Raw genomic sequence first — 22,417 nt, 5'->3', positions numbered from 1 at the left:
GCCGCGCCGGCCGGGCGCGGCGGGCCGCTCACGGCCCGGCGGCGATGAGGGTCTGGCGGGCCCTGAGCACGATCTCCAGCTCGAACCGGACGTCGGGATCGGCGAGCTGGTCGCCGTAGAGCTCTTCGAGCTGCCGCAGCCGGTAGCGCACGGTCTGCGGATGCACGTGCAGCCGGGCGGCCACCTCGCCGGCGCCCCGGCCGTGCCGCAACCAGGCCAGCAGCGTCTCGGCCAGCCGGTCCTGCTGGGCGGGCCGCAGGTGGGCCAGCGGCGCGAGGCGGGCCTGCGCCATGGCGCCGACCAGCTCCTCGTCCTTGAACACCACGAGCGTGGCCATGTGGTCGGCGCAGCGCAGCAGCCCGCGCGGCAGCACGCCGCGCCGGGACAGCTCCAGCGCCTCGCGCGCCCACCTCAGGGACGTCGCCGCCGCGGCCAACGGCACCGCCGGGCCGATCGCGGCACGGTGGCCGCGCAGCGCGTGGTCGAGCAGCTGCGCCTGTCCCGGCCCGTCCGGGTCGGGCACCAGCAGGCACGGCGCGGGCCGCTCCAGGCCGCCGAGCACGCCCGGCGGCAGCGCGGGCGCCCGGTACGTGCCGTGCCGGTCGTCGAGCGCCACGCCCGCCACGGTTCGCGGCAGCCGCCATCCGGCGGCCCTGGCCAGGTCGGCGACGGCCTCGGGGGCGGCGGGTGGCCGGCTGAGGAGCAGGTCGAGCAGGCGGTTGCGGCGGCGTTCGAGCTCGCCGGCGGCGTGCGCCCTGGCCTCGTCGAAGCCCTGGGCGGCGGCGTCGGCGAGCCGGTCGAGGCAGACGAAGATGGCCTCGCCCAGGTCGTACAGGGTCTGCGGGGTCAGGCCGAGCGGGTCGGCGATCTCCGTCAGCCGCCGCCAGCAGACGCGGGCGCCGAGCCGCATGGCCGTCTGCAGCGGCTCCAGGTTGCGGCCCTCGGCCGCCTCGCCCTTGCCGATCATGCGGAACGGCTCGGGGTCGAAGGAGGCGCCCGGGTTCTCGATGCGGTCGAGGAAGCCGTCGATGGCCTCCTCGACCGCCATCTTCACGACTTTGACGGAGATCTCGTCGGCCGGTCGGGCGTACTCGGGGATCCGGGTCCGGATCTCCTCGACCACCTCGGCCGAGACCTTTCCGATGCCCGCCCTGAGCGTTCTCACGATGTCCGCGGGGAGCCCGGTTTCGTTGATGTCACTCTTGATGGCCATCGTCCCTCATGTCGCCATTGTGGCTCAGGCGACAAGACTTGCCTAGCAAGAGCTTGTTTCTGTCATTTCTGCAGGAATGCGCCGAACTCGTCCACGTCAATCAGGCCGTCGCCGTCCTTGTCCAGTTTCCGCACGCCTTCCTGGGCCGCGTCCAGCGTGATGGGCTGGCCGAGGATCTCCATCAGGCGGACGAGTTCGACGGCGGAGATGCGGCCGTCCTTGTCGACGTCGATGAGGTCGAAGGTGATGGCGTGGTCGCTCATAGGGGGTGCCTTCCTGTGTTACCGGTGCGTCGGGTCAGACCTTAGTGGCGACTTCCCGAAACGTGCCGATGAATTCGGGGTGATCACCGGAAAAGCGAGTCTTTCCCGGATTTGCGGCTTCCGGGACGACGACGCGGACGGCGCGACAGTCGCCGAGGTCACCTGACGCCGGAGGGCTGGGGACGGGGCATCGTCCTCACCGAGGTCCGCTACCGGCGCTCGCTCGCCTGACCGGCCCGGCCGCGTCAGACCGTGGCGGCGGCCCGTTTCAGGGCCTCGACGAAGGCGGTGACGTGGGGACGGGCGTCCCCGCGGCGCCAGGCGATGGCGAGCCGGCCCGGCTGCAGGCCCGTCACCGGGCGGTAGACCATGCCCGGACGCTTGTAGAGCGCCGCGTTCCCCTCGGCCACCAGGACGACGCCCAGCCCGCTGATCACGGCCTCGAACACCTCCTCGGGCGTGTTCGCCGTGACGCCGACGACCGGGTCGTCGTCCCGGGCGTCGCGGGCGAGCCAGAAGTCGCGCAGCGGGCCGGCCGCGGCGGGCAGCGCGATGAACGGCTCGTCCCGCAGCTCGGCGAACGGGACCTCGGCCAGGCCGGCCAGCCGGTGACCGGCCGGCATCGCCACCCCCCGCTCCTCGGTGACCAGCACGTACGTCTCCAGCCCCGGCGGCACCGGCAGCCAGATGAACGCCACGTCGGAGGAGCCGTCGGCCAGGCCGCCGCTCGGGTCGTCCCAGCCCACGAGCCGGAGCGACACCTCCCATCCGGGCCGCGCCTGCCGGAACAGCCGCAGCGCCTCCTGCTGCAACCCACGGCCGACGGCCGTCTGCATGCCGATGACCAGCGTCCCGGCGGGGGCGGCGGCGCGGGCCGTCTCCACGCCGGCGGCCCAGCGTCCGAGCAGGTCGCGGGCCACCGGCAGCAGCGCCGCGCCCTGCCGGGTCAGCGTCACGCCGCCGTGCACGCGTTCCAGCAGCGCGAACCCGAGCTGCCGCTCCAGCACCCTGAGCTGCTTGGACAGGGCCGGCTGCGAGACGAAGAGGCGCTCGGCGGCGCGCGTCACGTTCAGCTCCTCGGCCACCGCGACGAAGTAGCGGAGGTCCCGCAGGTGCACGTCCATAACCGATGGTTATAGCAAAGGGTCTTGGACGCCGGGCGCCCCCCGGCGGCACGATCATCGTCATGAAGACACGCGAACTCGGAACACTGCAGGTCCCCGCGCTCGGTTTCGGCGCGATGGTGCTCTCGCCCGGTGTGTACGGCGACATCGACGACACCCGGGCCGAGAAGGCGTTGCGGGCGGCCCTGGACGGCGGCGCCGGCCACATCGACACCAGCGACGCCTACGGCGTGGACGGCCACAACGAGCGCCTGGTCGGCCGCGCGCTCAAGGGACGCCCCCGCGACGAGGTCGTGGTGGCCACCAAGTTCGGCCTGGCGATCCCCGAAGGCGAGCCCAGCCGCCCGTACCCGGTCGGGTACGCCTTCAACGAGCTGCGCGTGAACGCCGACCCGCGCCTGGTCCGCCGCTACGCCGAACGCAGCCTGCGCAACCTGGACACCGACGTGATCGACCTGTACTACCTGCACTACCCGGACCCCGGCGTCCCGGTGGAGGAGACGGTCGGCGCGATGGCGGACCTGGTGCGCGACGGCCTGATCAGGCACATCGGCCTGTCCAACGTGACGGCGGCCCAGCTCAGGGCCGCGCACGCGGTCCATCCGGTGACGGCCGTGCAGAACGAGTGGTCGATGTGGCGGCCGGTGGAGCCGGACCTGCTGGCCGCGGCCCGCGAGCTCGGCGTCGGCCTGGTGGCCTGGAGCCCGCTGGGCAACGGCTTCCTGACCGGCACGGTCCAGCGGCTGGAGGAAGGCGACTTCCGCCACAACGCGCCCCGGTTCTCGGCGGAGAACCTGGCCGGCAACAACGACAGGTACGCCCCCATCCGCACCCTGGCCACCAACCTCGGCATCACCCCCGCCCAGCTGGCCCTGTCCTGGCTACTGCACCAGGACGAGCACGTGGTGGCGATCCCGGGCAGCCGCACCCCCGCCCACATCGAGGAGAACCTGGCCGCCGCCGACCTCACCCTGCACCCGGACACCCTGGCCAGGATCGACGAGGCGCTGGTCAGGTTCGACGTGTCCGGCGGCACCCTCCTGTGACCGCCGGGCCGCCGCTCCCCAGCGTCGCCCGGACGGCGCACAGGGCCGCGCCCACGAGCAGGACGGCGACCGCGGCCACGACCCGCAGCAGCCCGTCGGCCGAGGACGGCGCGGCGAAGTAGACGCTGCCCAGCCCGGCGACGGCGGTCACCCCGGCCAGCACCGGCCCGGTGGCGTTCAGCGCCGAGATCGCCGACGCCAGCCGGGGCTCGACCAGCGTGGTGACGCGCGCGATCAGCGGGCTGTACCCGGCGGCGTGCCCGGCCCCGGCCAGCAGCAGCAGCGGGACGGCCACGACCGGCCGCCACTCGTCCCGGCACAGCAGCGCCAGCAGGCCCGCCCCCGCCGCGAAGGCGACCGGACCCGCGACCGGCAGGACCCGCTGCAACCTCTGCGGATACCGGGTCCAGCTCAGGCTGAGCGCGCCGAATCCCAGCGCGTACGGGACGAAGGCCAGCCCCGCCCACAGCGGCGAGTACCCCAGCGCGGTCTGGAGGTGCAGCGTGAGGGTGAGCAGGAAGACGGTGTAGCAGCCCATGACGATCCAGCACGCCGCCAGCCCCGGCCGCACCCCGCGCGGCCGTACCGAGGCCAGGTCGAGCAGCGGGTGCCGGGCCCTGGTCTCGTGCCGGACGAACACCACCGACAGCGCGGCGCCGCAGGCCAGCGAGATCCACATCCAGAGCGGCCGGCCGAGGTCGCGGCCGAAGATCAGCGGGACGGTGATCGCGGCCATGGCCGCGGTCAGGATCGCCACGCCGCCCGGGTCGAGGCGCGCCCGCGCGTTCACGGGCGAGGGCGGCAGCAGGCGCGGTCCCACGGCCAGCGCGATCACGCCGATCGGGATGTTGATCAGGAACACCGGCCGCCAGGACAGGCCCAGGAGGTCGGCGCTGACGACCAGCCCGCCGACCACCTGCCCCAGCGCGACGCCCAGGGCGAGCACCATGCTGTACAGGCCGATCGCCCGGCGGCGGGCGTCGCCCTGCCAGTGCGTCTGGATGAGCGCGAAGATCTGCGGCGTGAGCAGCGCCGCCCCGGCGGCCTGCGCGACGCGTGCGAGCACCAGCACGCCCACGTCGGGGGCCAGCCCGCACAGCAGCGAGGCGGCGGTGAACCAGCCCAGCCCGAACAGGAACGCGCGCCGCTGCCCGACGAGGTCGCCGATGCGCGCGCAGGTGACCAGGAGCACGCCGACGGTCAGCAGGTAGCCCGACACGACGAGCTGGATCGCCGTGCCGCCGGCGTGGAGGTCCTGGCGGATGGTCTGCGCGGCGACCGACACGATCGAGCCGTCCATGGAGGCCATGACCTGACCGGTGAGCAGCACGGCGAGCATCGGGCCACGGCGCACGCCGGTCACCAGGGTAGAAACGGGTGAAATCACCCGCCCAGCATCGGCCGTCCGACCCTGCCCGGTCTTGAAGAAACTTGCGGGCCCGCCGGGGTCATCGGGGCGCGTCGAATCCGGCCGCCAGACCGAAGGCCGCGAAGATCTCGGTCCCCTGGAACACCGAGTTCCGGCTGATGCCCTCGGCGGTGACGGTGAAGATCTGCAGCGTGTGGGGCTCGTACCGGTCGCCGGCGCGCCGGAAGGCGCCGAACCCCGGCTGGCCGTTGGCCGTGACCGCCGCCAGCCGCCAGTCGGTGCCGGCCGCCTCGAAGACCCAGTCCATGAACAGGCCGTAGTTGCCGCGCCCGGCGAACCAGTTGAGCATCGGCGGCATCTCCATGACGACGTCCTCGGTGAGCAGCCGTTTGAGCTCCTCGACGTCGGCGTGCTCGAAGGCGCGCATGTAGCGGTCGACCCAGGCGCGCTGCTCGGCCAGCGGCGGCTCGCCGAGCGGTTCGCGCCGGACGCCGGCCTCCTTCACCCGGGCGCGCGCCCGCTGCAGGGAGCTGTTCACCGACACGACGGTGGTGCCGAGGATCTCCGCCGACTCCGCCGCGGAGAAGCTCAGCACGTCCCGCAGGATCAGCGCGCCGCGCTGGCGCGCCGACAGGTGTTGCAGGGCGGCGGCGAACGCCAGGCGCAGGCCGCTGCGCTCGACCACGGCACCGGCCGGGTCGCCCGCGTCCAGCATCGAGTCCGGCAGGGGCTGGAGCCAGGCCAGGTTCTCCCCCTGGACGAGCGGCGCCAGCGGGTCGGACGCGGCCACCAGCCCCGACGGCAGCGGCCGGCGCCCCCGGACCTCCAGGGCCGTCAGGCAGGCGTTGGTCGCGATCCGGTAGAGCCAGGTGCGCAGGGAGCTGCGGGTGCCGTCGTACTGCTCCCGCGCCCGCCACGCCCGCAGGTACGTCTCCTGGACCAGGTCCTCGGCGTCGTGGGGTGAGCCGAGCATCCGGTAGCAGTACGTCAGCAGCTCCTTGCGGAACGGCTCGATCCGGCGATCGAAGCCCTCTTGTCCCGGCGTCACCGCGTCCACGCCCTTGCCCTGCCTTCCGCCTGCCTTACGGGTACGTCAGCCTGCCACGACGGCCGGGCTGTTGTGGTAGGCCGCGAGCAGCCAGGCGCCGTCCCGCTTCTCCAGCACCCAGGTCGCGTACACCATACGCTCGGCGGGGACCTCGGTCTCGCCGGGGAAGAGCACGCCGGTCTCGCTCACCGCGATCGCGGCGCTCTCGCCCAGGAAACGGATGCTCTCCAGCCGGTCGGCGGTCGTGCTGCCCTTGAGGTAGGACGCGAAGCCCTCGGCCATCTTCCCGCGCACCTCCTCCCTCGACCGGCGCACGCTGCCGGGCATGATCGCGGTGGCGTCCTCGGTGTAGTCGGTGACGAAGGCGTCGGCGTCGCCGTCGGCCCATGCCTGGTAGAGGCGCTCAAGGACGCTCTTGATGGCGGCCACGTCGTGCTCTCGGGTCTCGGTCATGGCTCTTCTCTCCTCATCGCTGGTGACAGGTTCACGGATACGTACCGGCGGGGCCGCCGGAACTCATCGCGCCGGGACGGAGAACTTTCGGGCAGTTGCGGTTCGGGTTACGAACTATTATGGTTCGTAATACGAACGAGCTGTGGTCCCGATGGGAGATGTGCACCATGAGCCGTACTGTGGCGATCATCGGTGGTGGTTACGGCGGCGCGGCGGCCGCCAAGGCGCTGGACGAGCACGCGGACGTCGTGCTCATCGAGCCCAAGGACGCCTTCGTCCAGAACGCCGCGTCCATGCGGGCGCTGGCCCGGCCGGAATGGGCCGGGAAGATGTTCTTCCCCTACGACCGGTTGATGGAGCGTGGCCGGATCGTCCGCGAGCGGGCGGTCTCGGTGGATTCGCGGGGCGTGCTGCTGGCGTCCGGGGAACGGGTGGAGGCCGACTACCTCGTGCTGGCCACCGGGTCGGGGTACCCCTTCCCGTTCAAGTTCGAGGACGACCTGGCCGGGCAGGCGCGGGAGCGCATCCACGCCGTCCACGGGGAGCTGGCGGGGGCCGGGCGGGTGCTGATCGCCGGGGCCGGGCCGGTCGGGCTGGAGCTGGCCGGGGAGATCAAGGCCGTGTGGCCGGACAAGCGGGTCACGATCGTCGATCACGGCACGGAGCTGCTGCCGGCGTTCGAGCCGCAGGTGCGCGCCGACCTGCGCAGGCAGCTCGCCGAGCTGGGGGTGGAGCTGCTGCTCGGCACCACGCTGGACGCCGAGCCGCCCACCGGGCCGGGGCGGGCCGGGCCGTTCACCGTCGGGTCCACGGCGGGGGAGCTGTCGGCCGACATCTGGTTCCGCGCGTACGGCGTGCGCGTCCGGACCGGCTACCTCGACGGCGACCTCGGCGACGCGCGCACGCCCCGCGGCCACGTACGGGTGACCGAACGGCTCAACGTCGAGGGCCACGAGCACGTCTACGCGATCGGCGACATCACCGACCTGGCCGAGGCCAAGATGGCCGGGAACGCGATGCAGCACGCCGAGGTCGTGGCCGCGAACATCATCGCCCAGCTGCGCGGCGAGCGGCCCTCGTCGGTGTACCGGCCCTCGCCGCTGCCGTTCGTGCTGCTGCCGCTGGGGGCCGAAGGGGGCGTCGGCCAGCTCCCCTCGCCCGAGGGGCCGATCGTGCTGCCGGCCGAGTCGGTGGCCGACTACAAGGGCCGGGACCTGTTCACCGGACGGTTCGCCGAGCTGTTCGGGGTCGCCGGCGAGCCGGCGCCGGCCGGGGTGTGACCGCGCGCGGCGGTCAGGGGGTGTCGGCGCGCTCGATGAAGACCGTGGGGGCGTTGTTGTCCCGCACCAGGCGGGAGAGCAGGTCGGCGAGCGTGGCGCGCTCGGCCTCGTCGAGCCCCGACGGAAGCTCGTCGATGCGCCGGCACGCCTCGGTGTAGAACTCGTCGGCGAGCTTGGCGCCCTCCTCGGTCAGCGTGACCTGGACGGCGCGCCGGTCGGCGGGGTTGGGCTCGCGGCGCACCATGCCGCGCTGCGCGGTGCGGTCGACCAGCTCGGTGAGGCTCGACTTGGCCAGGCGCAACATCGCGCCCAGCTCGCTCATCCCGTACGGCTGGGCCATCAGCACGCACAGGAGCTGGCCCTGCTGGGAGGTCAGCCCGTACGCGCGGGCGGACTCGGCGTAGACGGCGTTGACCAGGAAGGTCGAGCGCACCAGGGCGGAGACGACTCCCAGCTGCTCCTCGGGCTTGGCCATGAGATCAGGTTACCATCAGTTCGGCTCCCGAACTATTTGCGTGGGATCCGCACGGCTGCTCGGGCTCGGCAATGCCCTGGTGGCCCGAGGTCACGGGATTAGAACCGGACGCAAACCACCAAAAGGACATTTCTTCTGGTCGGGTGGGTAGCAGGCCCGCCATGCGACTGACGTACACCTCCGACGTCTGGTGGAAGAACGCCGTCGTGTACTGCCTGGACGTGGAGACGTTCAAGGACGGTAACGGCGACGGTGTGGGCGACTTCCGCGGCTTGACCCAGCAGATCGACTACCTCGCGGGTCTCGGCGTGACCTGCCTCTGGCTGATGCCGTTCTTCCCCACCCCCAACCGGGACGACGGTTACGACATCACCGACTTCTACAGCATCGACCCCCGGCTGGGGACCCTGGGCGACTTCGTGGAGTTCATGCGGACCGCCAACGACCGGGGCCTGCGGGTGATCGCGGACCTGGTCGTCAACCACACCTCGGACCAGCACCCCTGGTTCAAGGAGTCGCGCAGGAGCAAGGACTCGCCGATGCGCGACTGGTACGTCTGGTCCGACACCCCCGAGCCCGACGACCCGAAACAGGTGGTCTTCCCCGACAAGGAGGACTCCATCTGGCAGTACGACGAGGGCAGCGGCCAGTACTACCTGCACAGCTTCTACCGTCACCAGCCGGACCTGAACGTCGGCAACCCCGAGGTCAGGGACGAGATCACCCGCATCCTCGGCTTCTGGATGGAGCTCGGCCTGTCGGGCTTCCGGGTGGACGCGGTGCCGTTCCTCATCGAGAACGTCAACCCCAAGCTGGCCAACCCGCACGAGTTCCTGGCCGACCTGCGGGCCTTCATGACCAGGCGCAAGGGCGGCTCGATCCTGCTGGGCGAGGTCAACCTGCCCTACAAGGAGTTACTGCGGTACTTCGGTGAAGGGCTCGGTGACCAGATCACCATGTGCTTCGACTTCATCGGCATGCAGAACAGCTGGCTCTCCTTCGCCCGTAACAACGCCCGCCCCCTGATGGACGCCCTGCAGGAACGCCCCCGGGCCCCCAAGGACTGTCAATGGGCGATGTTCCTCCGCAACCACGACGAACTGACTCTCGACAAGCTCACCGAAGAGGAACGCCAGGAGATCTTCGAGGCGTTCGGCCCCCGTAAGGACATGCAGATCTTCGGCCGCGGGCTGCGGCGGCGGCTGCCCACGATGTTCGGCGGCGACCTGCGGCGCATCAAGATGGCCTACAGCCTGCTGTTCTCCCTTCCCGGCACCCCCGTGATCTTCTACGGCGAGGAGATCGGCATGGGGGAGAACCTGGACGAAGAGGGGCGGATGGCCGTCCGCATCCCCATGCAGTGGTCCGAGGACGGCGGCTTCAGCCAGAAGGAGGAGACGGTCCGCGAGATCCCCGAGGGCTCGTTCGCGCCCGACCGGGTCAACGTGGCCGACCAGAAACGCGACACCGACTCGCTGCTGCGCTGGTTCCAGCTCCTCATCGAGCGGTACCGCGAATGCCCTGAGCTGGCCTGGGGGCAGTACACGGTGCTGGACACCGGCGACGACGCGATCTTCTCGCACCGCTGCGACGCCGACGGCGCGACGGTCGTGGTCGCCCACAACCTGTGCGACACGGCCAGGGACGTCGAGCTGCGGCTGGACGGCCTGGAGAACTGCGACCTCACGGACCTGCTGGTGGACGGCACGATCAAGGTGTCGGCCGACGGCACGGCCAAGCTCGCGCTGGGACCGCACGGCTGCCGCTGGCTGCGCGCCTCGCCCCCCGAGCTGCCGCCGGAGGACGCGGGCGTCATGTCGCAATAATCCGGACGCGCGAAAGCCTTCACGAGCCGGGCGGCCGCGCGGGTCAGGTTCTTGTGCGCCGGGCGGCTGTGCGGCCTTCGCGCGGCCGTCAGTGCGCGGGCGGCGGGTAGGCCGCCATGGCGAGTTCGGCGACCCCCAGCAGGCCGGCGTAGGAGGCGCCGTCGCGGGACTGCGTGGACATGCCCTGGATCACCGACGCGAAGAAGGTGGCCAGGGCTTCCGTGTCGGTGCCGGGGGCCAGCCGGCCGGCCGCCACGTCGTCGTCCACGCGCCTCCTGATCGCCGCCTTCGCCGCCTCCCTGAACCCGCGCAGCAACTCCGCCACGTCGGCGGACTCCGGCCCGCAGTTGACCGCGGCGCTGATGATCAGGCAGCCGGGCGGGTGGTCCGCGTTCGTGTACTCGGCGGCCGACTCGCGCAGCACGCGTTCGACGGCCTGGCGGCCGGTGGGCTCTTCGGCGAGCGCCCTGGTGGTGAACGCGCCGTGGGTGAGCTGGTAGCGGCGCACCGCCTCCTCGAACAGCCGCCGTTTGTCGCCGAAGGCCGCGTACAGGCTGGGGGGCCTGATGCCCATGGCGGCGGTCAGCGCCGCGATCGAGGTCGCCTCGTAGCCGTGCTCCCAGAACGCGCGCAGCGCGCTCTCCAGTGCCGTGTCCCTGTCGAATGCCCGCTGCCTCGCCATGCGCCCATTCTATAGCGATCGCTATGTTATGGTTTCTGTATCGATCGCTAAAGAAAGGATTCGAGCGATGAGGACTGCCCTGGTGACGGGCGCCGGCAGGGGCATCGGCCGGGCCATCGCGCTGCGCCTGGCCAAGGACGGGTTCCGCGTGATCGTGAACTACGCCAGGGACGCCGCCGCGGCCGAGGAGGTCGTCGGGCTGATCGGGGCGAACGCCGTGGCCGTGCGGGCCGACCTGGGCGTGCCCGAGGAGGTCGAGCGGCTCGCCCGCCGGGTGGCCGAGGAGACCGACGTGCTCGACGTGCTGGTCAACAACGCCGGCATCGGCCTGTCCAAGCCGCTCGCGCAGGAGACGGAGGAGGGCTACGACCGGCTGTTCGCGGTCAACGTCAAGGGCCTGTTCTTCCTCACCCGGCAGGTGCTGCCGCTGATCCCCGACGGCGGCCGCATCGTGAACATCACCTCCGGCGCGGCCCGCATCGCCTATCCCGAGGGCATCGCGTACGCGATGACCAAGGGCGCGGTCCAGGTGTTCACGCTGGCCCTGGCCAAGGAGCTGGGGCCGCGCGGCATCACGGTCAACAACGTCGCGCCCGGCATCATCGACACCGACGTCAACGCGGGCTGGCTGAGCGAGCCCGGGGCCCGCGCGTACGCGGCGAGCAGGCACGCGCTCAACCGCATCGGCGAGCCCGGCGAGATCGCCGACGTGGTCGCGTTCGCCGCCTCGCCCGCGGCGAGCTTCATCACCGGCACCACCCTCGACGCCACCGGCGGCGGAAACCTCTAGGAGACCCCCATGCCCACAGTCGTCCACGACGGCGGACACGTGCACTTCAACCGGGCGGGCAGCGGCCCCGGCCTGGTCATGGTGCACGGCACCGGCGGCGACGCCGTCAGCAACTACGGCCACCTCGTCCAGAACCTCACCGACATCCGCACGGTGATCACCCCCGACTACGCCGGCAGCGGCGAGACCGCCGACCCCGGCGGCGACCTCACGCTCGACCTGCTGATCGAGCAGGTCGCGGCGACCTTCCCCGAGGGCGGCCCGGCCGACCTGGTCGGCTTCTCGCTGGGCGCGGTAGTGGCGGCGGGGGTCGCCGCCCGGCGTCCCGAGCTGGTCAGGCGGCTGGTGCTCATCGCCGGCTGGACGCACGCCGGCGACCCCCGGCTCCGGCTCGGCCTGCGCACCTGGGCCCGGCTGGCGGCCACCGACCCCGAGAGCTTCGCGGCGTACGCCCCGCTGGTCGGCTTCAGCCCGGCCTTCGTGAGCGGCCAGGGCGAGGACGGCCTGAAGGCCATGATGGCCGGCGACCCGCCCCCCGGCACGGTGCGCCAGATCGAGCTGGACCTCAGGACCGACATCAGGGACCTGCTCCCCAGCATCACCGCGCCCACGCTGGTGATCGGCTGCACGCAGGACCACCTCGTCCCGGTCGGGCACGCCCGCGCCCTGCACGCCGCGTTGCCCGGCAGCCGTTACGCCGAGCTGGACAGCGGGCATGTGGTGCTACACGAACGTCCCGAAGAGGTGACAGCCTTGATCCGCGATTTCGTAACCAACGAGTAATTTGTCCTGGTTACCCTCCAGGCACATGCAGACCAAGAAGCTCGCCGCCACAGGGGCCGCCGCGCTGACCGCGCTGGCCCTGGTGGCGCTCCCCGCCCACGCGAGCGGGGACAAGAGCGTCACCGTCACCGTGATGGGGACGTCGGACATCCACAGCAACGCCCTCAACTGGGACTACTTCAAGGACGCCGCCTACGCCGACAAGCAGGGCAACACCATCGGCCTGGCCCAGGTGTCGTCGCTGGTCAACAAGGTCAGGGCCGAGCGCGGGGCGGACCACACGCTGCTGTTCGACTCGGGTGACACGATCCAGGGCACGCCCCTGGCCTACTACTACGCCAAGGTCGAGCCGATCACCGAGACCGGGCAGACCCACCCGATGGCCAAGGCCATGAACGCCATCGGCTACGACGCCGTCACCCTCGGGAACCACGAGTTCAACTACGGTCTGCCGCTGCTGGCCACCTGGATCAGGCAGATGCGGGCGCCGGTGCTGGGCGCCAACGCCGTGCACGCCGGGAGCGGGCTGCCGGCGTACCGGCCATTCGTGATCAAGAGTATGAAGGTCAGGGGCGACAAGCCGATCAAGGTCGGCGTGCTCGGCCTGACCAACCCCGGCGTGGCCATCTGGGACAAGGCGAACGTCGAGGGCAGGCTGCGCTTCACCGACCTGGTCGAGTCGGCCAGGAAGTGGGTGCCGGTCATCCGCGGCCTCGGCGCGGACGTGGTCGTGGTGACCGCGCACGCGGGCGACAGCGGCATGTCCTCCTACGGCACCGACCTGCCCGTGGAGAACGCCTCGGCGATGGTCGCCGAGCAGGTGCCGGGCATCGACGCGGTGCTGTTCGGGCACGCGCACAACGAGGTCGCCCAGCGCTTCGTGACCAACAGGACCACCGGGCAGCAGGTGCTGCTCACCGAGCCGGGCAAGTGGGGCCAGCGCCTGTCGCGGCTCGACTTCACCCTCGCCAAGCAGCGCGGGAAGTGGGTCGTCACCGGCAAGAGCTCGGCCACGCTCAACACCAACACGGTGACGGAGGACCCGAAGATCGTCTCGCTGCTCAAGCCGCAGCACGACACCACGGTGGGCTACGTCAACAAGGTCGTCGCCAAGTCGGCCGAGGAGCTGTCGGCGGCCGAGTCGCCGTACAAGGACACGCCGATCCTCGACTACATCCAGCAGGTGCAGACCGAGACGGTGAAGGCCGCCCTGCCGGGCAACACGCTGCCGGTGTTGTCGATCGCCGCGCCGTTCAGCCGCACCGCCGTCTTCCCCGCCGGTGACGTGCGGGTCAGGGACGTGGCCGGGCTCTACGTCTACGACAACACGCTGCTGGCGATCAAGCTGACCGGCGCCCAGATCAAGGACTACCTGGAGTACTCGGCCCGGTACTTCAACCAGCTCAACCCGGGCGACCCGGTGGACGTCACCAAGCTGACCAACGCCGGCAACACCCCGGACTACAACTACGACCAGCTCTCGGGCGTCTCCTACGACATCGACGTGGCCAAGCCCGCCGGGCAGCGCGTCGCCAACCTCACCTTCGAGGGCGCGCCGATCCCGGCCGGCAAGGAGTTCGTGGTCGCGATCAACAACTACCGCCAGTCGGGCGGCGGCGGCTTCCCGCACGTCACCACCGCTCCCGTGCTGTACAACGCGCAGGTGGAGATCCGCCAGGCGCTGATCGAGTACGCCACCGCCAAGGGCACGATCAACCCCGCCGACTTCGCCTCCGCCAACTGGCGGCTGACCCGCGACGGCGCTCCGCTGTTCTGACCCGACGCCAGGCGGGTGCTCCACCAGGGTCACCCGCCTGGTCACAGGTACGAGGGCCCGCTGACCCGGTGCCGGAACGTCCACCACACCCACCCCTGCGAGGCCACCAGCAGCGGGATCAGGACGAGGATCACCGGCGTCAGCAGCGCCCCCGACGACCCCGCCACCAGCGGCAGCCGCAGCCCGGCCAGCACCCCGACCACCAGCAGCGCACCGGCCGTCAGCGCGTACGTGCGGCCCTCGCCCGCCTCGCCGGACAACACCCCGGCCCGCTCCCGCAACGATCCGCGCAGCCGCAGCGCCGCGAACGCCAGCCCGTGCACCGCGAACAGCGCCGCCACCACCAGCGCGGCCAGCAGCACGAGCGGCCCCTGGATGCCGAGCAGCACCTCGGCGAGCAGCAGCCCCCAGCTCAGCGCGAGCCCCCAGCTCCCGGCCACGATCCCGCCGTCCCAGAACGCCTGCCAGCGCGCGCCGGGCACCCGCCCGCGCAGCCACAGGCCCATGTCCCTGACCACCCACGAGACGAGCAGCGCGACGACCACCGCGTAGTTGCCGCTCAGGAGATGGCCCTCCAGATCGGGGAAGAGCCCCGCGAGCACACCGGCCGAGGCCACCAGCCACACCTCGTTGCCGAGGAAGAACGGCGCGATGGCGGCGATCACCTCGCGCCGCTCGCCCGCCGACCGCCCGAGGTACGGCAGCGCCATGCCGACCCCGATGTCGGCCCCGCCCAGCACGAGGTAGCCGAGGGCGAAGAAGGCCAGGACGAAGATCTCCATGATCGGCTCCTTCAGAACGCGGGGACGGGGACGGGGGTCTCGGCCGGAAGGGCGCCGAGCGCGACCGCGCCGGGCCCGCGCCTGGCCGCCCGGGCCAGCAGCCAGTAGTTGACCGCGATCAGCACCGTGAACACCGACACGAACGCCGTCAGCGACAGCCGCATCTCGCCCGCCGTCACCGGCGACATGGCCTCGGACGTGCGCAGCAGCCCGTAGACCACCCACGGCTGCCGCCCCACCTCGCGGAAGGTCCACCCGGCGAGCATGGTGACGAACGGCACGGGGATCATCAGCGTCAGCAGCCAGTGCCAGGCCCGGAAGCCGCGCACGACCGGCCGGAAGAACATCAGCAGCAGGCTCAGCCCCGCCACGACGGTCATCACCACCCAGAGGATCATCATCGTGATGCCGGCCCCCTGCACCAGGCCGGTCGGCGGCAGGTAGTCGCCCGGCCCGAACCTGGCCGTCATGTCCGCCTGCACGGCGGCCAGCCGCTCGGCCTGGCCCGTCCAGGCCGCCGCCTTGGACGGCTGGAGGGTCTGGAACCCGAGCCCGCCGAACGTCACCGTGAAGAACGAGGCCGGCAGCGCGACGCCGACGCCGATCCGCAGCGACTTCCTGAACAGGTCCTGCTCAGCCGTGCGTCTGCGCAGGTGGTAGGCGCTCACCCCGGCCATGAAGAACCCGCCGACGATCATCGCGCCGCCGATGACGTGCCCGAACGCGATCTGCGCGGCCGGGTTGGCGATCATCGCCCCGAAGTCGGTCAGCCGCAGCCTGCCGCCCTCGACGGCGTGACCGACCGGGTTCTGCAGGAAGCCGTTGGAGATCATGATCCAGAACGCGGACGCGTACGCGGTGAGCGTGACGACCCAGATCAGCGCCAGGTGCGCCCAGCGGTTCAGCCGGTTCCAGCCGAAGATCCACAGGCCCAGGAACGTGGCCTCGACGAAGAAGGCCACCAGCGTCTCGATCGCCAGCGAGGCGCCGAAGACGTTGCCCGCGTAGTCGGTCAGCCCGCTCCACGACAGCCCGAGCTGGAACTCCATGACCAGCCCGGTGACGATGCCCATGGCGTAGTTGATGAGGTAGAGCTGCCCCCAGAACCTCGTCATCCGCAGGTGGACGGGGTCGCCGCTGAACGTGGCCCGGGTCTGGACGACGGCCACCAGCGTCGCCAGGCCGAGCGTCAGCGCGACGAAGAGGAAGTGCGCGCCCGCGGTGAACGCGAACTGCAGCCGGGCGAGGTCGACGGTGTCCATGCCGAGAGCTTGGCGTCACGGCCTGCTCCGCCGCGTCAGCCTCCGGTCTGCAATCCGGCGTACAACCCCGGGCCGAAGATCACTGAAGTCGTACGACTCAGGTTGTAAGCCAGCCCGGCGTGATCATCCCGGCCTCGTAGGCGACCACCACGAGCTGGGCCCTGTCGCGCACGCCGAGCTTGGTCATGATGCGGCTGACGTGCGTCTTCGCCGTGGCGGGGCTGAGCACGAGCCGGGCGGCGATCTCGTCGTTGGACAGCCCGGCCGCCACCAGGCCCATGACCTCCCGCTCGCGTTCGGTGAGCGCGTTGAGCTCGGGGCCCGGCTCCGGCCGCTTGACGCGGCCGGCGAACTCCGCGATCAGCCGCCGCGTCACCGACGGCGAGATCAGCGCGTCGCCCCTGGCCACGACCCGGACCGCGTGGATCAGCTCGGCCGGCTCGGTGTCCTTGACCAGGAACCCGCCCGCGCCCGCGCGCAGCGCGCCGTAGACGTAGTCGTCCAGGTCGAAGGTGGTCAGGATGATGACCTTGACGCCGTCGAGCCGCGGGTCGCCGGCGATGCGCCGGGTGGCCTCCAGGCCGTCGAGCTCGGGCATGCGGATGTCCATGAGCACCACGTCGGGCCGGTGCTCGTGGGCGCCCGCCACGGCCGCCGCGCCGGTGCCGGCCTCGCCGACGACCTCGATGTCGTCCTCGTCGGAGAGTATCGACCGGAATCCGGCGCGGACCAGGGTCTGGTCGTCGGCGAGCAGTACGCGGATCATCGGGCTCCGTTCAGTGGCAGGCGGGCGACGACGCGGAAGCCGCCTTCGGGGCGCGGGCCGGCCTCCAGGTCGCCGCCGAGCGCGGCGGCGCGCTCGCGCATGCCCTGCAGGCCGAAGCCGCTGCCTTCGGTGTACGTGGCGCCCGGGCCGTCGTCCTCGACCCGGATCAGGATGTTCCCTGAGGAGTTGCTGACCGAGAGGGTGGCCTTCGCCGTGCCGGAGTGGCGGGCGACGTTGGTCAGCGACTCCCTGATGATGCGGGCGGCGGCCAGGTCGACCTCGGTCGGCACGGCGTCCAAGGGCCCGGACGGCTCGACGGCCACCTCCAGCCCCGAGGCCGCGACCAGGTCCGGCAGCCGCGCCAGGCTGTCCGCGGGCCTGGTCGGCGCGTCCTCGTCCACCTGGCGCAGCACCCCCAGCGTGGTGCGCAGCTCGCGCAGCGTCTCCTTGCTGGTCTCCTTGATGGTCCGCAGCGCGGCCTCGGCCTTCTCGGGACGCCTGGCCAGCCCGTGCAGCGCGGCCGACGCCTGCACGTTGATCATGGAGATGTTGTGCCCGAGCACGTCGTGCAGCTCCCTGGCGATGCGCAGCCGTTCCTCGCTCTCGCGCCGCCTGGCCTCCTCCTCCTTGGAGTGCTCGGCGTCCAGCGCGCGCCGCTGCGCCTCCAGCAGGTACGCCCGGCGGTTCCTGGTGACCCCGCCGAACGCGATGGCGGCCACCACCCAGCCGGTGATCGCGCCGAACGTGCCGTCGTCCACGTGCCTGGACCCGTGGGACTCGCCGAACCCCATCGCCAGCAGCACGGCGGCCCCGGTGGCGATCGCGGCGGCCAGCCGTCCCTGGTCGGCGGCGGTGTAGAGGGCCACGAACACCAGCACGACCAGCGGCCCGTCGAACCGGGCGAGCGGATAGTAGGCGGACACCGCCACGACGACCACGATCAGCGACGTGACGGGAAGGCGCCGCCGCAACAGCAGCGCGCCGCACGACACGATCGGCAGCACCACGTCGAGCGCGCTGGGAGACTGCTCGCTCCTGAGCCCGGCGACCAGGGTGCCGACGAGCGCGACGGCGACCACCACGAGGGACACCGCGGTGCTCGCCGACAATCTACGCATGTGCTCCATTTTGTATGGTCGTGCGAGTGATGGGGTAGTTGACCGAGATGAGTACCAAGGATGAGCTCCGGCAGGTCGAAGAGGACCTGGCCCGGCTGAAGGCGGAGAACCAGGACGTGCGCGACCAGGTGGGCACCATGGGCGCGACCGACCAGATCGAGACCGCGGCCATGATCGCCCAGGCCGACGAGCAGTCCGAGCTGATCGCCGACCTCGAACGACGCCGTGCCGATCTGGAGAGGCGGGTCGAGGAGGAGGGCTGAGGCTCAGCGGCGCAGCGGAGCGCCCACCTCGTGCAGGTGGCGCAGGGCCTGGCCGTAGGAGGCGACGAGCCCGGTCTGCAGGTAGCTGACGCCGACCTCGGCGCAGTAGCTCTCGACGATGGGCTGCGCCTTGCGCAGGTTGGGCGCGGGCATGTTCGGGAACAGGTGGTGCTCGATCTGGTAGTTGAGCTGGCCGAGCGCCACGTCGGTGAACAGGCCGCCCCTGACGTTGCGGGAGGTCAGCACCTGCTTGCGAAGGAAGTCCAGCTTGTCGTCCTTGGTCAGGACGGGCATGCCCTTGTGGTTGGGCGCGAACGTGGAGCCCAGGTAGAGGCCGAACAGCCCCTGATGCACGGCCAGGAACACCAGCGCCTTGCCGAACGGCAGCACGGCGAAGACCGCGCCGAAGTAGAGCACGAAGTGGGTGGTCAGCAGCGCCAGCTCCGCCCACGGCCGCTTGGCCGCCGGGGCGAGCAGCGCCTTGAAGCTGGCGATGTGCAGGTGCCAGGCCTCAAGGGTGAGCAGCGGGAAGAACAGGAACGCCTGGTACCTCGCGACGGCCCGCGGCAGGCCCGCGCTCCGCGCCACCTGGTCGTCCGACCAGACGATCACCGCGGGTGAGACGTCCGGGTCGTGGTCCTCGTGGTTGGGGTTGGCGTGGTGGCGGTTGTGCTTGCTGGTCCACCATCCCCAGCCCAGGCCGATGCCGAGGTTCCCCAGCAGGAGACCGGTCACGTCGCTCGGCCGCCGCTTCCTGAACACCTGGCGGTGGCCCAGGTCGTGGGAGACGAAGCCGATCTGCGCGAAGACCACGGCCAGCGCGACCGCGACGAGCAGTTGCCACCACGAGTCGCCCACCCAGGCGAACAACGCCCAGCAGCCGAGGTACGCGGCGACCACGATGGTCAGCCGCACCGCGTAATAGACCGGACGCCGGTCGAGGAGACCGGCGTCAGAGATTCGGCGGGCTAGTCGGGCGAAGTCACTGCCCCGGGTGTCGACCACACTTGGACTGGCCACAGATCTCCTCACATTGCGGTGGAAAGTTGCCACAACCCTGGCGTATCCGCCGCGAAACCGGAAGGTGTTCCATGCTCGTCCGGGGAGCGGCGGAGAAGGGGTTCGTCGTCGGTTTCCGTGGCCTCTTCCCCGACCATATGGCCCGGCGGCGCATGCCGCGTACGCGACGGGCTCAGCCGAGCAGGGACAGTGCGTGCCGCTCCGGGTCCGGCAGCGCCGCTCCGCTGGTCAGAGCCTCGTGGAAGGCGTCGGGGCCGAGGGCGGAGCGGCACCATCCGAACAGGGCCACCACGGCGGGGTCGACGGAGCCGGTGACGCCGCGCAGCGCGCGGGCCGCGCCCAGCAGCTCGGCCGCCGGCCGGGGCGGCAGGTGCTCGGCGACGCCTTCCAGCACGGTCGCGCGGGCCGTCCGGTCGCCGCAGGTCTCCATCAGCTCCAGCGCCGTGCGCAGCGGCGGCCCGGGCTCCGCCACGCGGGCCAGCTCGACCTGCATGAACGCCCTGAACTGCGCGGGCCCGTCGCCGTTGTCCAGGGTCAGCGCGCGGTCGAGCAGCCGGGCCGCCTCCGACCGATCGCCGGTGCGCCGGGCCAGCTCGGCGCGGGCGTGCAGGACCCTGGCCTGGGTCACCGCGTCCTCGGCCCGCAGCGCCGATCGCCACGCCTCCGCCAGCGTGGTCGCGGCCCCCTCGTGGTCGCCCGCCCGCGCCTTGAGCTGCCCGAGCCGGAGCAGGAACGTCATCGGGCCGAACGGCGCGTCCAGCCCCGACAGCTCCGCGGCCAGGCGTCCCGGCTCCTCGGCACGGGCGAGCGCGGCGGCGAAGTCGCCCCGGTTCTCGGCGACCAGCGACAACCAGTAGAGGCAGGCCCACTGGCCCCAGCGGTCGCCGGTGCGGCGGAAGCCGTCGAGCGCCGGGCCGAGCAGGTCCTGCGCCCCCGCGACCGTGCCGTACTCGAACCGGACGATGCCGCCGACCAGCAGCGCGGCCGAGCGCGTCCACAGGTCGGGGGAGTCGCGCAGGCGCTCGACGACGTCCTCGGTGAGCTCGACGACGTCGTCGGGCGGGCGTTGCGCGCCGCTCATGGCCCAGAAGTTCAGCGCGGCGGGATGGTCGGAGTCGAGCACCGCCGGGGTCGGCTCGCCGCCCGTGAGCACCCGGCACAGCCCGTGCGCCAGCTCGCGTCCCGGCGGCGGCACGTCACCGACCCGGCGCAGCACGGCCGCCGCCCGCTCGCTCATCTCGCGCCGCCGTCCGCGCATGATCCAGGGCCAGAACCGGGGCAGGATCAGCCTGAGCGGGTCGTCGGAGTGGCGCAGCGCGGCGTCGAGGTTGTCCTGCTCGGCGTCCAGCACCTCCAGCCAGGCGAGCTGCTCGCCGGTACGCAGGAGTGGATCGGCGGTCTCGGCCAGCCGGGTGTAGTAGCGGGCGTGGGCCTGCCGGAGGGCGGGCAGGTCGGCGGCGGCGTACTGCCTGATGGTGGCCAGCATCGAGTAGCGCTCGCCGGAGACCGAGACGAGCGACTTGTCCACGAGCGAGGCGAGATCGTCCGGGTCGCCGCCGCACACCTCCGCGACGGCCTCGTACGTCGCGCCGCCGGAGAAGACCGTCAGCCCGCGCAGCAGCTCGCGCTCGGACGCCGACAGCAGGTTCCAGCTCCAGTCGATGACGTCGCGCAACGTGCGATGGCGCGGCTCTGACGTACGCCCCCCGCGGAAGGCCAGCCGGTCGCCGAGCTGCCGGACCAGCACGGACACCGGCATCGTGCGCAGCCGGGCGGCGGCCAGCTCGATCGCCAGCGGGATGCCGTCGAGCTCCCGGCAGACGCGCCCGGCGTCGGCCGCGCTCACCTCCAGGCCGGGCCGGGCCGCCGCGGCCCGCGCCAGGAACAGCTCCGCGGCCTCGGGCAGCGGCAGGACGGGATGCAGCACCTCGCCGGGGATGTCGAGCGGCTCCCTGCTGGTGGCCAGGACGCGAAGTCCGGCGACCTCCGACAGCAGCCACCGCGCGACCGTGGCGGCCTCCTCCACGACGTGCTCGCAGTTGTCCAGCACGATGAGCGGCGACGTGCCGCGCAGCGCCCGGACCACGTCGGTCGTCCGCAGCACGCTCTCGACCGCGGCCCGCACCCCCGTGGCGGAGGCCAGCTCGACCAGCCACACGCCGTCGGGCACGTCGAGACCGCGGGCCGCCTCCAGCGCCAGGCGGGTCTTGCCCACGCCGCCGGGGCCGACCAGCGTGACCAGCCGCTCGTCCCGGCCGCCCAGCAGGGCGTGCAGCCGGGCGACGTCGCCGGCCCGGCCGACGAAACCGGTCAGCCGGGCGGGCAGGTTGCCCCTCGGCGCGGGAGCCGGGTCGCGCAACGCCGCCATGTGGGCCGCGCGCAGCTCGGGGCCGGGATCGACGCCCAGCTCGTCGGCCAGGTCGGCCCTGATCCGCTCGAAGACCTCCAGCGCCTCGCCGCGCCGCCCGCGCGCCACCAGCGCCCGCATGAGCAGGGCGTGGAACGGCTCGCGCAGCCGGTGCGCCGCGACCAGCTCCTCCAGCTCGACCACGGGCTCGGCCGCGAGGGCGGAGGCGGGCTCGGCGGTCAGGTCGGCGGTGATCGCGGCGGCCAGGGCCGTGAGGCGCAGTTCCTCCAGCCGGGCCGCGGGCGCGGCGGCGAAGGCCAGCCCGGCCGCGTCCGCCAGCGCGGGCCCGCGCCACAACGCCAGCGCGCCGCGCGGGTCGCCGGCCCGCACCAGCCGCTCGAACGCCGACGCGTCCACCTCGCCGGGCGGCACGTCCAGCAGGTAGCCGGCCGGGTGCGAGGAGATCAGCCCAGGCGCCTGCCTGCGGGCCCGCGACACCAGCGACTGGAGCGCCGCGGCCGGATGGGCGGGCGGGTCGCCGGGCCACAGGTCGTCGATCAGCCGGTCGGCGGTCACCACCCGGCCCGGGTCGAGCGCCAGACGGACGAGCAGGGCCCGCACCCGGGCGCCGCCGATCTCGGCCCCAGCCACCTGGAGCGGCCCCAGGACCCCGATCCGCATGCCCCCACCGTACGGGCATGCGGCCATGCCGGGTTCCCGGCGGGCCGCC

The 22,417-nt window shown here is 72.2% G+C and carries 21 protein-coding genes; 7 read left to right on the top strand and 14 right to left on the bottom strand.

All coding sequences use genetic code 11. The features are described 5' to 3' along the window. Nucleotides 1-28: 28 nt before the first annotated feature. The 3 genes from ACFYUV_RS46055 to ACFYUV_RS46045 all read right to left on the bottom strand — a co-directional run bounded on the left by ACFYUV_RS46055 (nucleotide 29) and on the right by ACFYUV_RS46045 (nucleotide 2,600). Nucleotides 29-1,213, bottom strand: a complete 1,185-nt coding sequence (locus ACFYUV_RS46055; protein WP_387681230.1) for a helix-turn-helix domain-containing protein — start codon at nucleotides 1,211-1,213, stop codon at nucleotides 29-31. Nucleotides 1,214-1,275: 62 nt separating this feature from the next. Then, complete coding sequence (locus ACFYUV_RS46050) at nucleotides 1,276-1,476, bottom strand: EF-hand domain-containing protein (RefSeq protein ID WP_352324961.1); 201 nt, start codon at nucleotides 1,474-1,476, stop codon at nucleotides 1,276-1,278. A gap of 245 nt (nucleotides 1,477-1,721) precedes the next feature. Beyond that, nucleotides 1,722-2,600, bottom strand: coding sequence for a LysR family transcriptional regulator (locus ACFYUV_RS46045; RefSeq protein ID WP_358298825.1), 879 nt, complete (start codon nucleotides 2,598-2,600; stop codon nucleotides 1,722-1,724). Nucleotides 2,601-2,662: 62 nt separating this feature from the next. Between ACFYUV_RS46045 and ACFYUV_RS46040 the strand changes: the two genes are divergently transcribed. Then, entirely contained in the window at nucleotides 2,663-3,646 is a 984-nt protein-coding gene (locus ACFYUV_RS46040) for an aldo/keto reductase (RefSeq protein WP_387681227.1), read from the top strand. Here the strand turns inward: ACFYUV_RS46040 and ACFYUV_RS46035 are convergent. The 3 genes from ACFYUV_RS46035 to ACFYUV_RS46025 all read right to left on the bottom strand — a co-directional run bounded on the left by ACFYUV_RS46035 (nucleotide 3,612) and on the right by ACFYUV_RS46025 (nucleotide 6,516). Next, complete coding sequence (locus tag ACFYUV_RS46035; RefSeq protein WP_387681224.1) at nucleotides 3,612-5,000, bottom strand: MFS transporter; 1,389 nt, start codon at nucleotides 4,998-5,000, stop codon at nucleotides 3,612-3,614. The genes ACFYUV_RS46040 and ACFYUV_RS46035 overlap by 35 nt on opposite strands. A gap of 94 nt (nucleotides 5,001-5,094) precedes the next feature. Then, on the bottom strand, nucleotides 5,095-6,072 hold the full coding sequence (locus ACFYUV_RS46030) for a sigma-70 family RNA polymerase sigma factor (RefSeq protein ID WP_387681222.1): 978 nt from the start codon (nucleotides 6,070-6,072) through the stop codon (nucleotides 5,095-5,097). A 36-nt stretch (nucleotides 6,073-6,108) separates the two neighbouring features. Continuing rightward, entirely contained in the window at nucleotides 6,109-6,516 is a 408-nt protein-coding gene (locus ACFYUV_RS46025) for an SgcJ/EcaC family oxidoreductase (protein ID WP_387681219.1), read from the bottom strand. Nucleotides 6,517-6,683: 167 nt separating this feature from the next. On the opposite strand from ACFYUV_RS46025, the gene ACFYUV_RS46020 reads away from it, so the two are divergent. Continuing rightward, nucleotides 6,684-7,796, top strand: coding sequence for an NAD(P)/FAD-dependent oxidoreductase (locus ACFYUV_RS46020; protein WP_387681216.1), 1,113 nt, complete (start codon nucleotides 6,684-6,686; stop codon nucleotides 7,794-7,796). Nucleotides 7,797-7,809: 13 nt separating this feature from the next. Here ACFYUV_RS46020 and ACFYUV_RS46015 read toward each other — a convergent pair whose 3' ends face one another. Beyond that, entirely contained in the window at nucleotides 7,810-8,271 is a 462-nt protein-coding gene (locus ACFYUV_RS46015) for a MarR family transcriptional regulator (protein WP_358000015.1), read from the bottom strand. A 161-nt stretch (nucleotides 8,272-8,432) separates the two neighbouring features. On the opposite strand from ACFYUV_RS46015, the gene ACFYUV_RS46010 reads away from it, so the two are divergent. Continuing rightward, nucleotides 8,433-10,097: an alpha-amylase family protein gene (locus tag ACFYUV_RS46010; protein WP_387681213.1), complete on the top strand. Its 1,665-nt coding sequence runs from the start codon at nucleotides 8,433-8,435 to the stop codon at nucleotides 10,095-10,097. An 88-nt stretch (nucleotides 10,098-10,185) separates the two neighbouring features. Here the strand turns inward: ACFYUV_RS46010 and ACFYUV_RS46005 are convergent, their stop codons facing one another. Continuing rightward, nucleotides 10,186-10,779, bottom strand: a complete 594-nt coding sequence (locus ACFYUV_RS46005) for a TetR/AcrR family transcriptional regulator (protein WP_387681210.1) — start codon at nucleotides 10,777-10,779, stop codon at nucleotides 10,186-10,188. A gap of 67 nt (nucleotides 10,780-10,846) precedes the next feature. On the opposite strand from ACFYUV_RS46005, the gene ACFYUV_RS46000 reads away from it, so the two are divergent. From ACFYUV_RS46000 to ACFYUV_RS45990, 3 genes are read left to right on the top strand one after another with little or no spacing between them, the layout of a single operon-like run. Further along, a complete protein-coding gene (locus ACFYUV_RS46000; protein WP_387681208.1) occupies nucleotides 10,847-11,569 on the top strand; it encodes an SDR family NAD(P)-dependent oxidoreductase in 723 nt (240 codons plus the stop codon). Between the two features lie 9 nt (nucleotides 11,570-11,578). Then, nucleotides 11,579-12,352, top strand: a complete 774-nt coding sequence (locus tag ACFYUV_RS45995; RefSeq protein ID WP_387681205.1) for an alpha/beta fold hydrolase — start codon at nucleotides 11,579-11,581, stop codon at nucleotides 12,350-12,352. A gap of 25 nt (nucleotides 12,353-12,377) precedes the next feature. Next, nucleotides 12,378-14,129 (top strand): bifunctional metallophosphatase/5'-nucleotidase, encoded by a 1,752-nt coding sequence (locus tag ACFYUV_RS45990; protein WP_387681202.1) that lies wholly within the window; start codon nucleotides 12,378-12,380, stop codon nucleotides 14,127-14,129. A gap of 41 nt (nucleotides 14,130-14,170) precedes the next feature. On the opposite strand, the gene ACFYUV_RS45985 is transcribed toward ACFYUV_RS45990, so the two are convergent. The 4 genes from ACFYUV_RS45985 to ACFYUV_RS45970 form a co-directional block, all read right to left on the bottom strand. Beyond that, entirely contained in the window at nucleotides 14,171-14,911 is a 741-nt protein-coding gene (locus tag ACFYUV_RS45985) for a cytochrome d ubiquinol oxidase subunit II (RefSeq protein ID WP_387681199.1), read from the bottom strand. 11 nt (nucleotides 14,912-14,922) lie between these two features. Continuing rightward, on the bottom strand, nucleotides 14,923-16,173 hold the full coding sequence (locus tag ACFYUV_RS45980) for a cytochrome ubiquinol oxidase subunit I (protein WP_387681196.1): 1,251 nt from the start codon (nucleotides 16,171-16,173) through the stop codon (nucleotides 14,923-14,925). A gap of 97 nt (nucleotides 16,174-16,270) precedes the next feature. Beyond that, complete coding sequence (locus tag ACFYUV_RS45975) at nucleotides 16,271-16,939, bottom strand: response regulator transcription factor (RefSeq protein ID WP_352361586.1); 669 nt, start codon at nucleotides 16,937-16,939, stop codon at nucleotides 16,271-16,273. Beyond that, entirely contained in the window at nucleotides 16,936-18,057 is a 1,122-nt protein-coding gene (locus ACFYUV_RS45970; protein WP_387681192.1) for a sensor histidine kinase, read from the bottom strand. Before ACFYUV_RS45970 ends, ACFYUV_RS45975 begins: the two co-directional genes overlap by 4 nt. Before the next feature lie 47 nt (nucleotides 18,058-18,104). On the opposite strand from ACFYUV_RS45970, the gene ACFYUV_RS45965 reads away from it, so the two are divergent. Then, a complete protein-coding gene (locus tag ACFYUV_RS45965; protein ID WP_358000040.1) occupies nucleotides 18,105-18,320 on the top strand; it encodes a hypothetical protein in 216 nt (71 codons plus the stop codon). 3 nt (nucleotides 18,321-18,323) lie between these two features. On the opposite strand, the gene ACFYUV_RS45960 is transcribed toward ACFYUV_RS45965, so the two are convergent. Together ACFYUV_RS45960 and ACFYUV_RS45955 are read right to left on the bottom strand one after the other, a co-directional pair. Continuing rightward, nucleotides 18,324-19,235: a fatty acid desaturase family protein gene (locus ACFYUV_RS45960; protein WP_387681189.1), complete on the bottom strand. Its 912-nt coding sequence runs from the start codon at nucleotides 19,233-19,235 to the stop codon at nucleotides 18,324-18,326. Nucleotides 19,236-19,512: 277 nt separating this feature from the next. Next, nucleotides 19,513-22,368 carry a BTAD domain-containing putative transcriptional regulator gene (locus ACFYUV_RS45955; protein ID WP_387681186.1) on the bottom strand — a complete coding sequence of 952 codons (2,856 nt, stop codon included), beginning with the start codon at nucleotides 22,366-22,368 and terminating at the stop codon, nucleotides 19,513-19,515. Nucleotides 22,369-22,417 lie beyond the last annotated feature (49 nt).

The organism is Nonomuraea sp. NPDC003560 (assembly GCF_042878785.1).
Classification (GTDB): Bacteria; Actinomycetota; Actinomycetes; order Streptosporangiales; family Streptosporangiaceae; genus Nonomuraea.
This window is presented reverse-complemented; position numbering and strand designations above follow the sequence as displayed.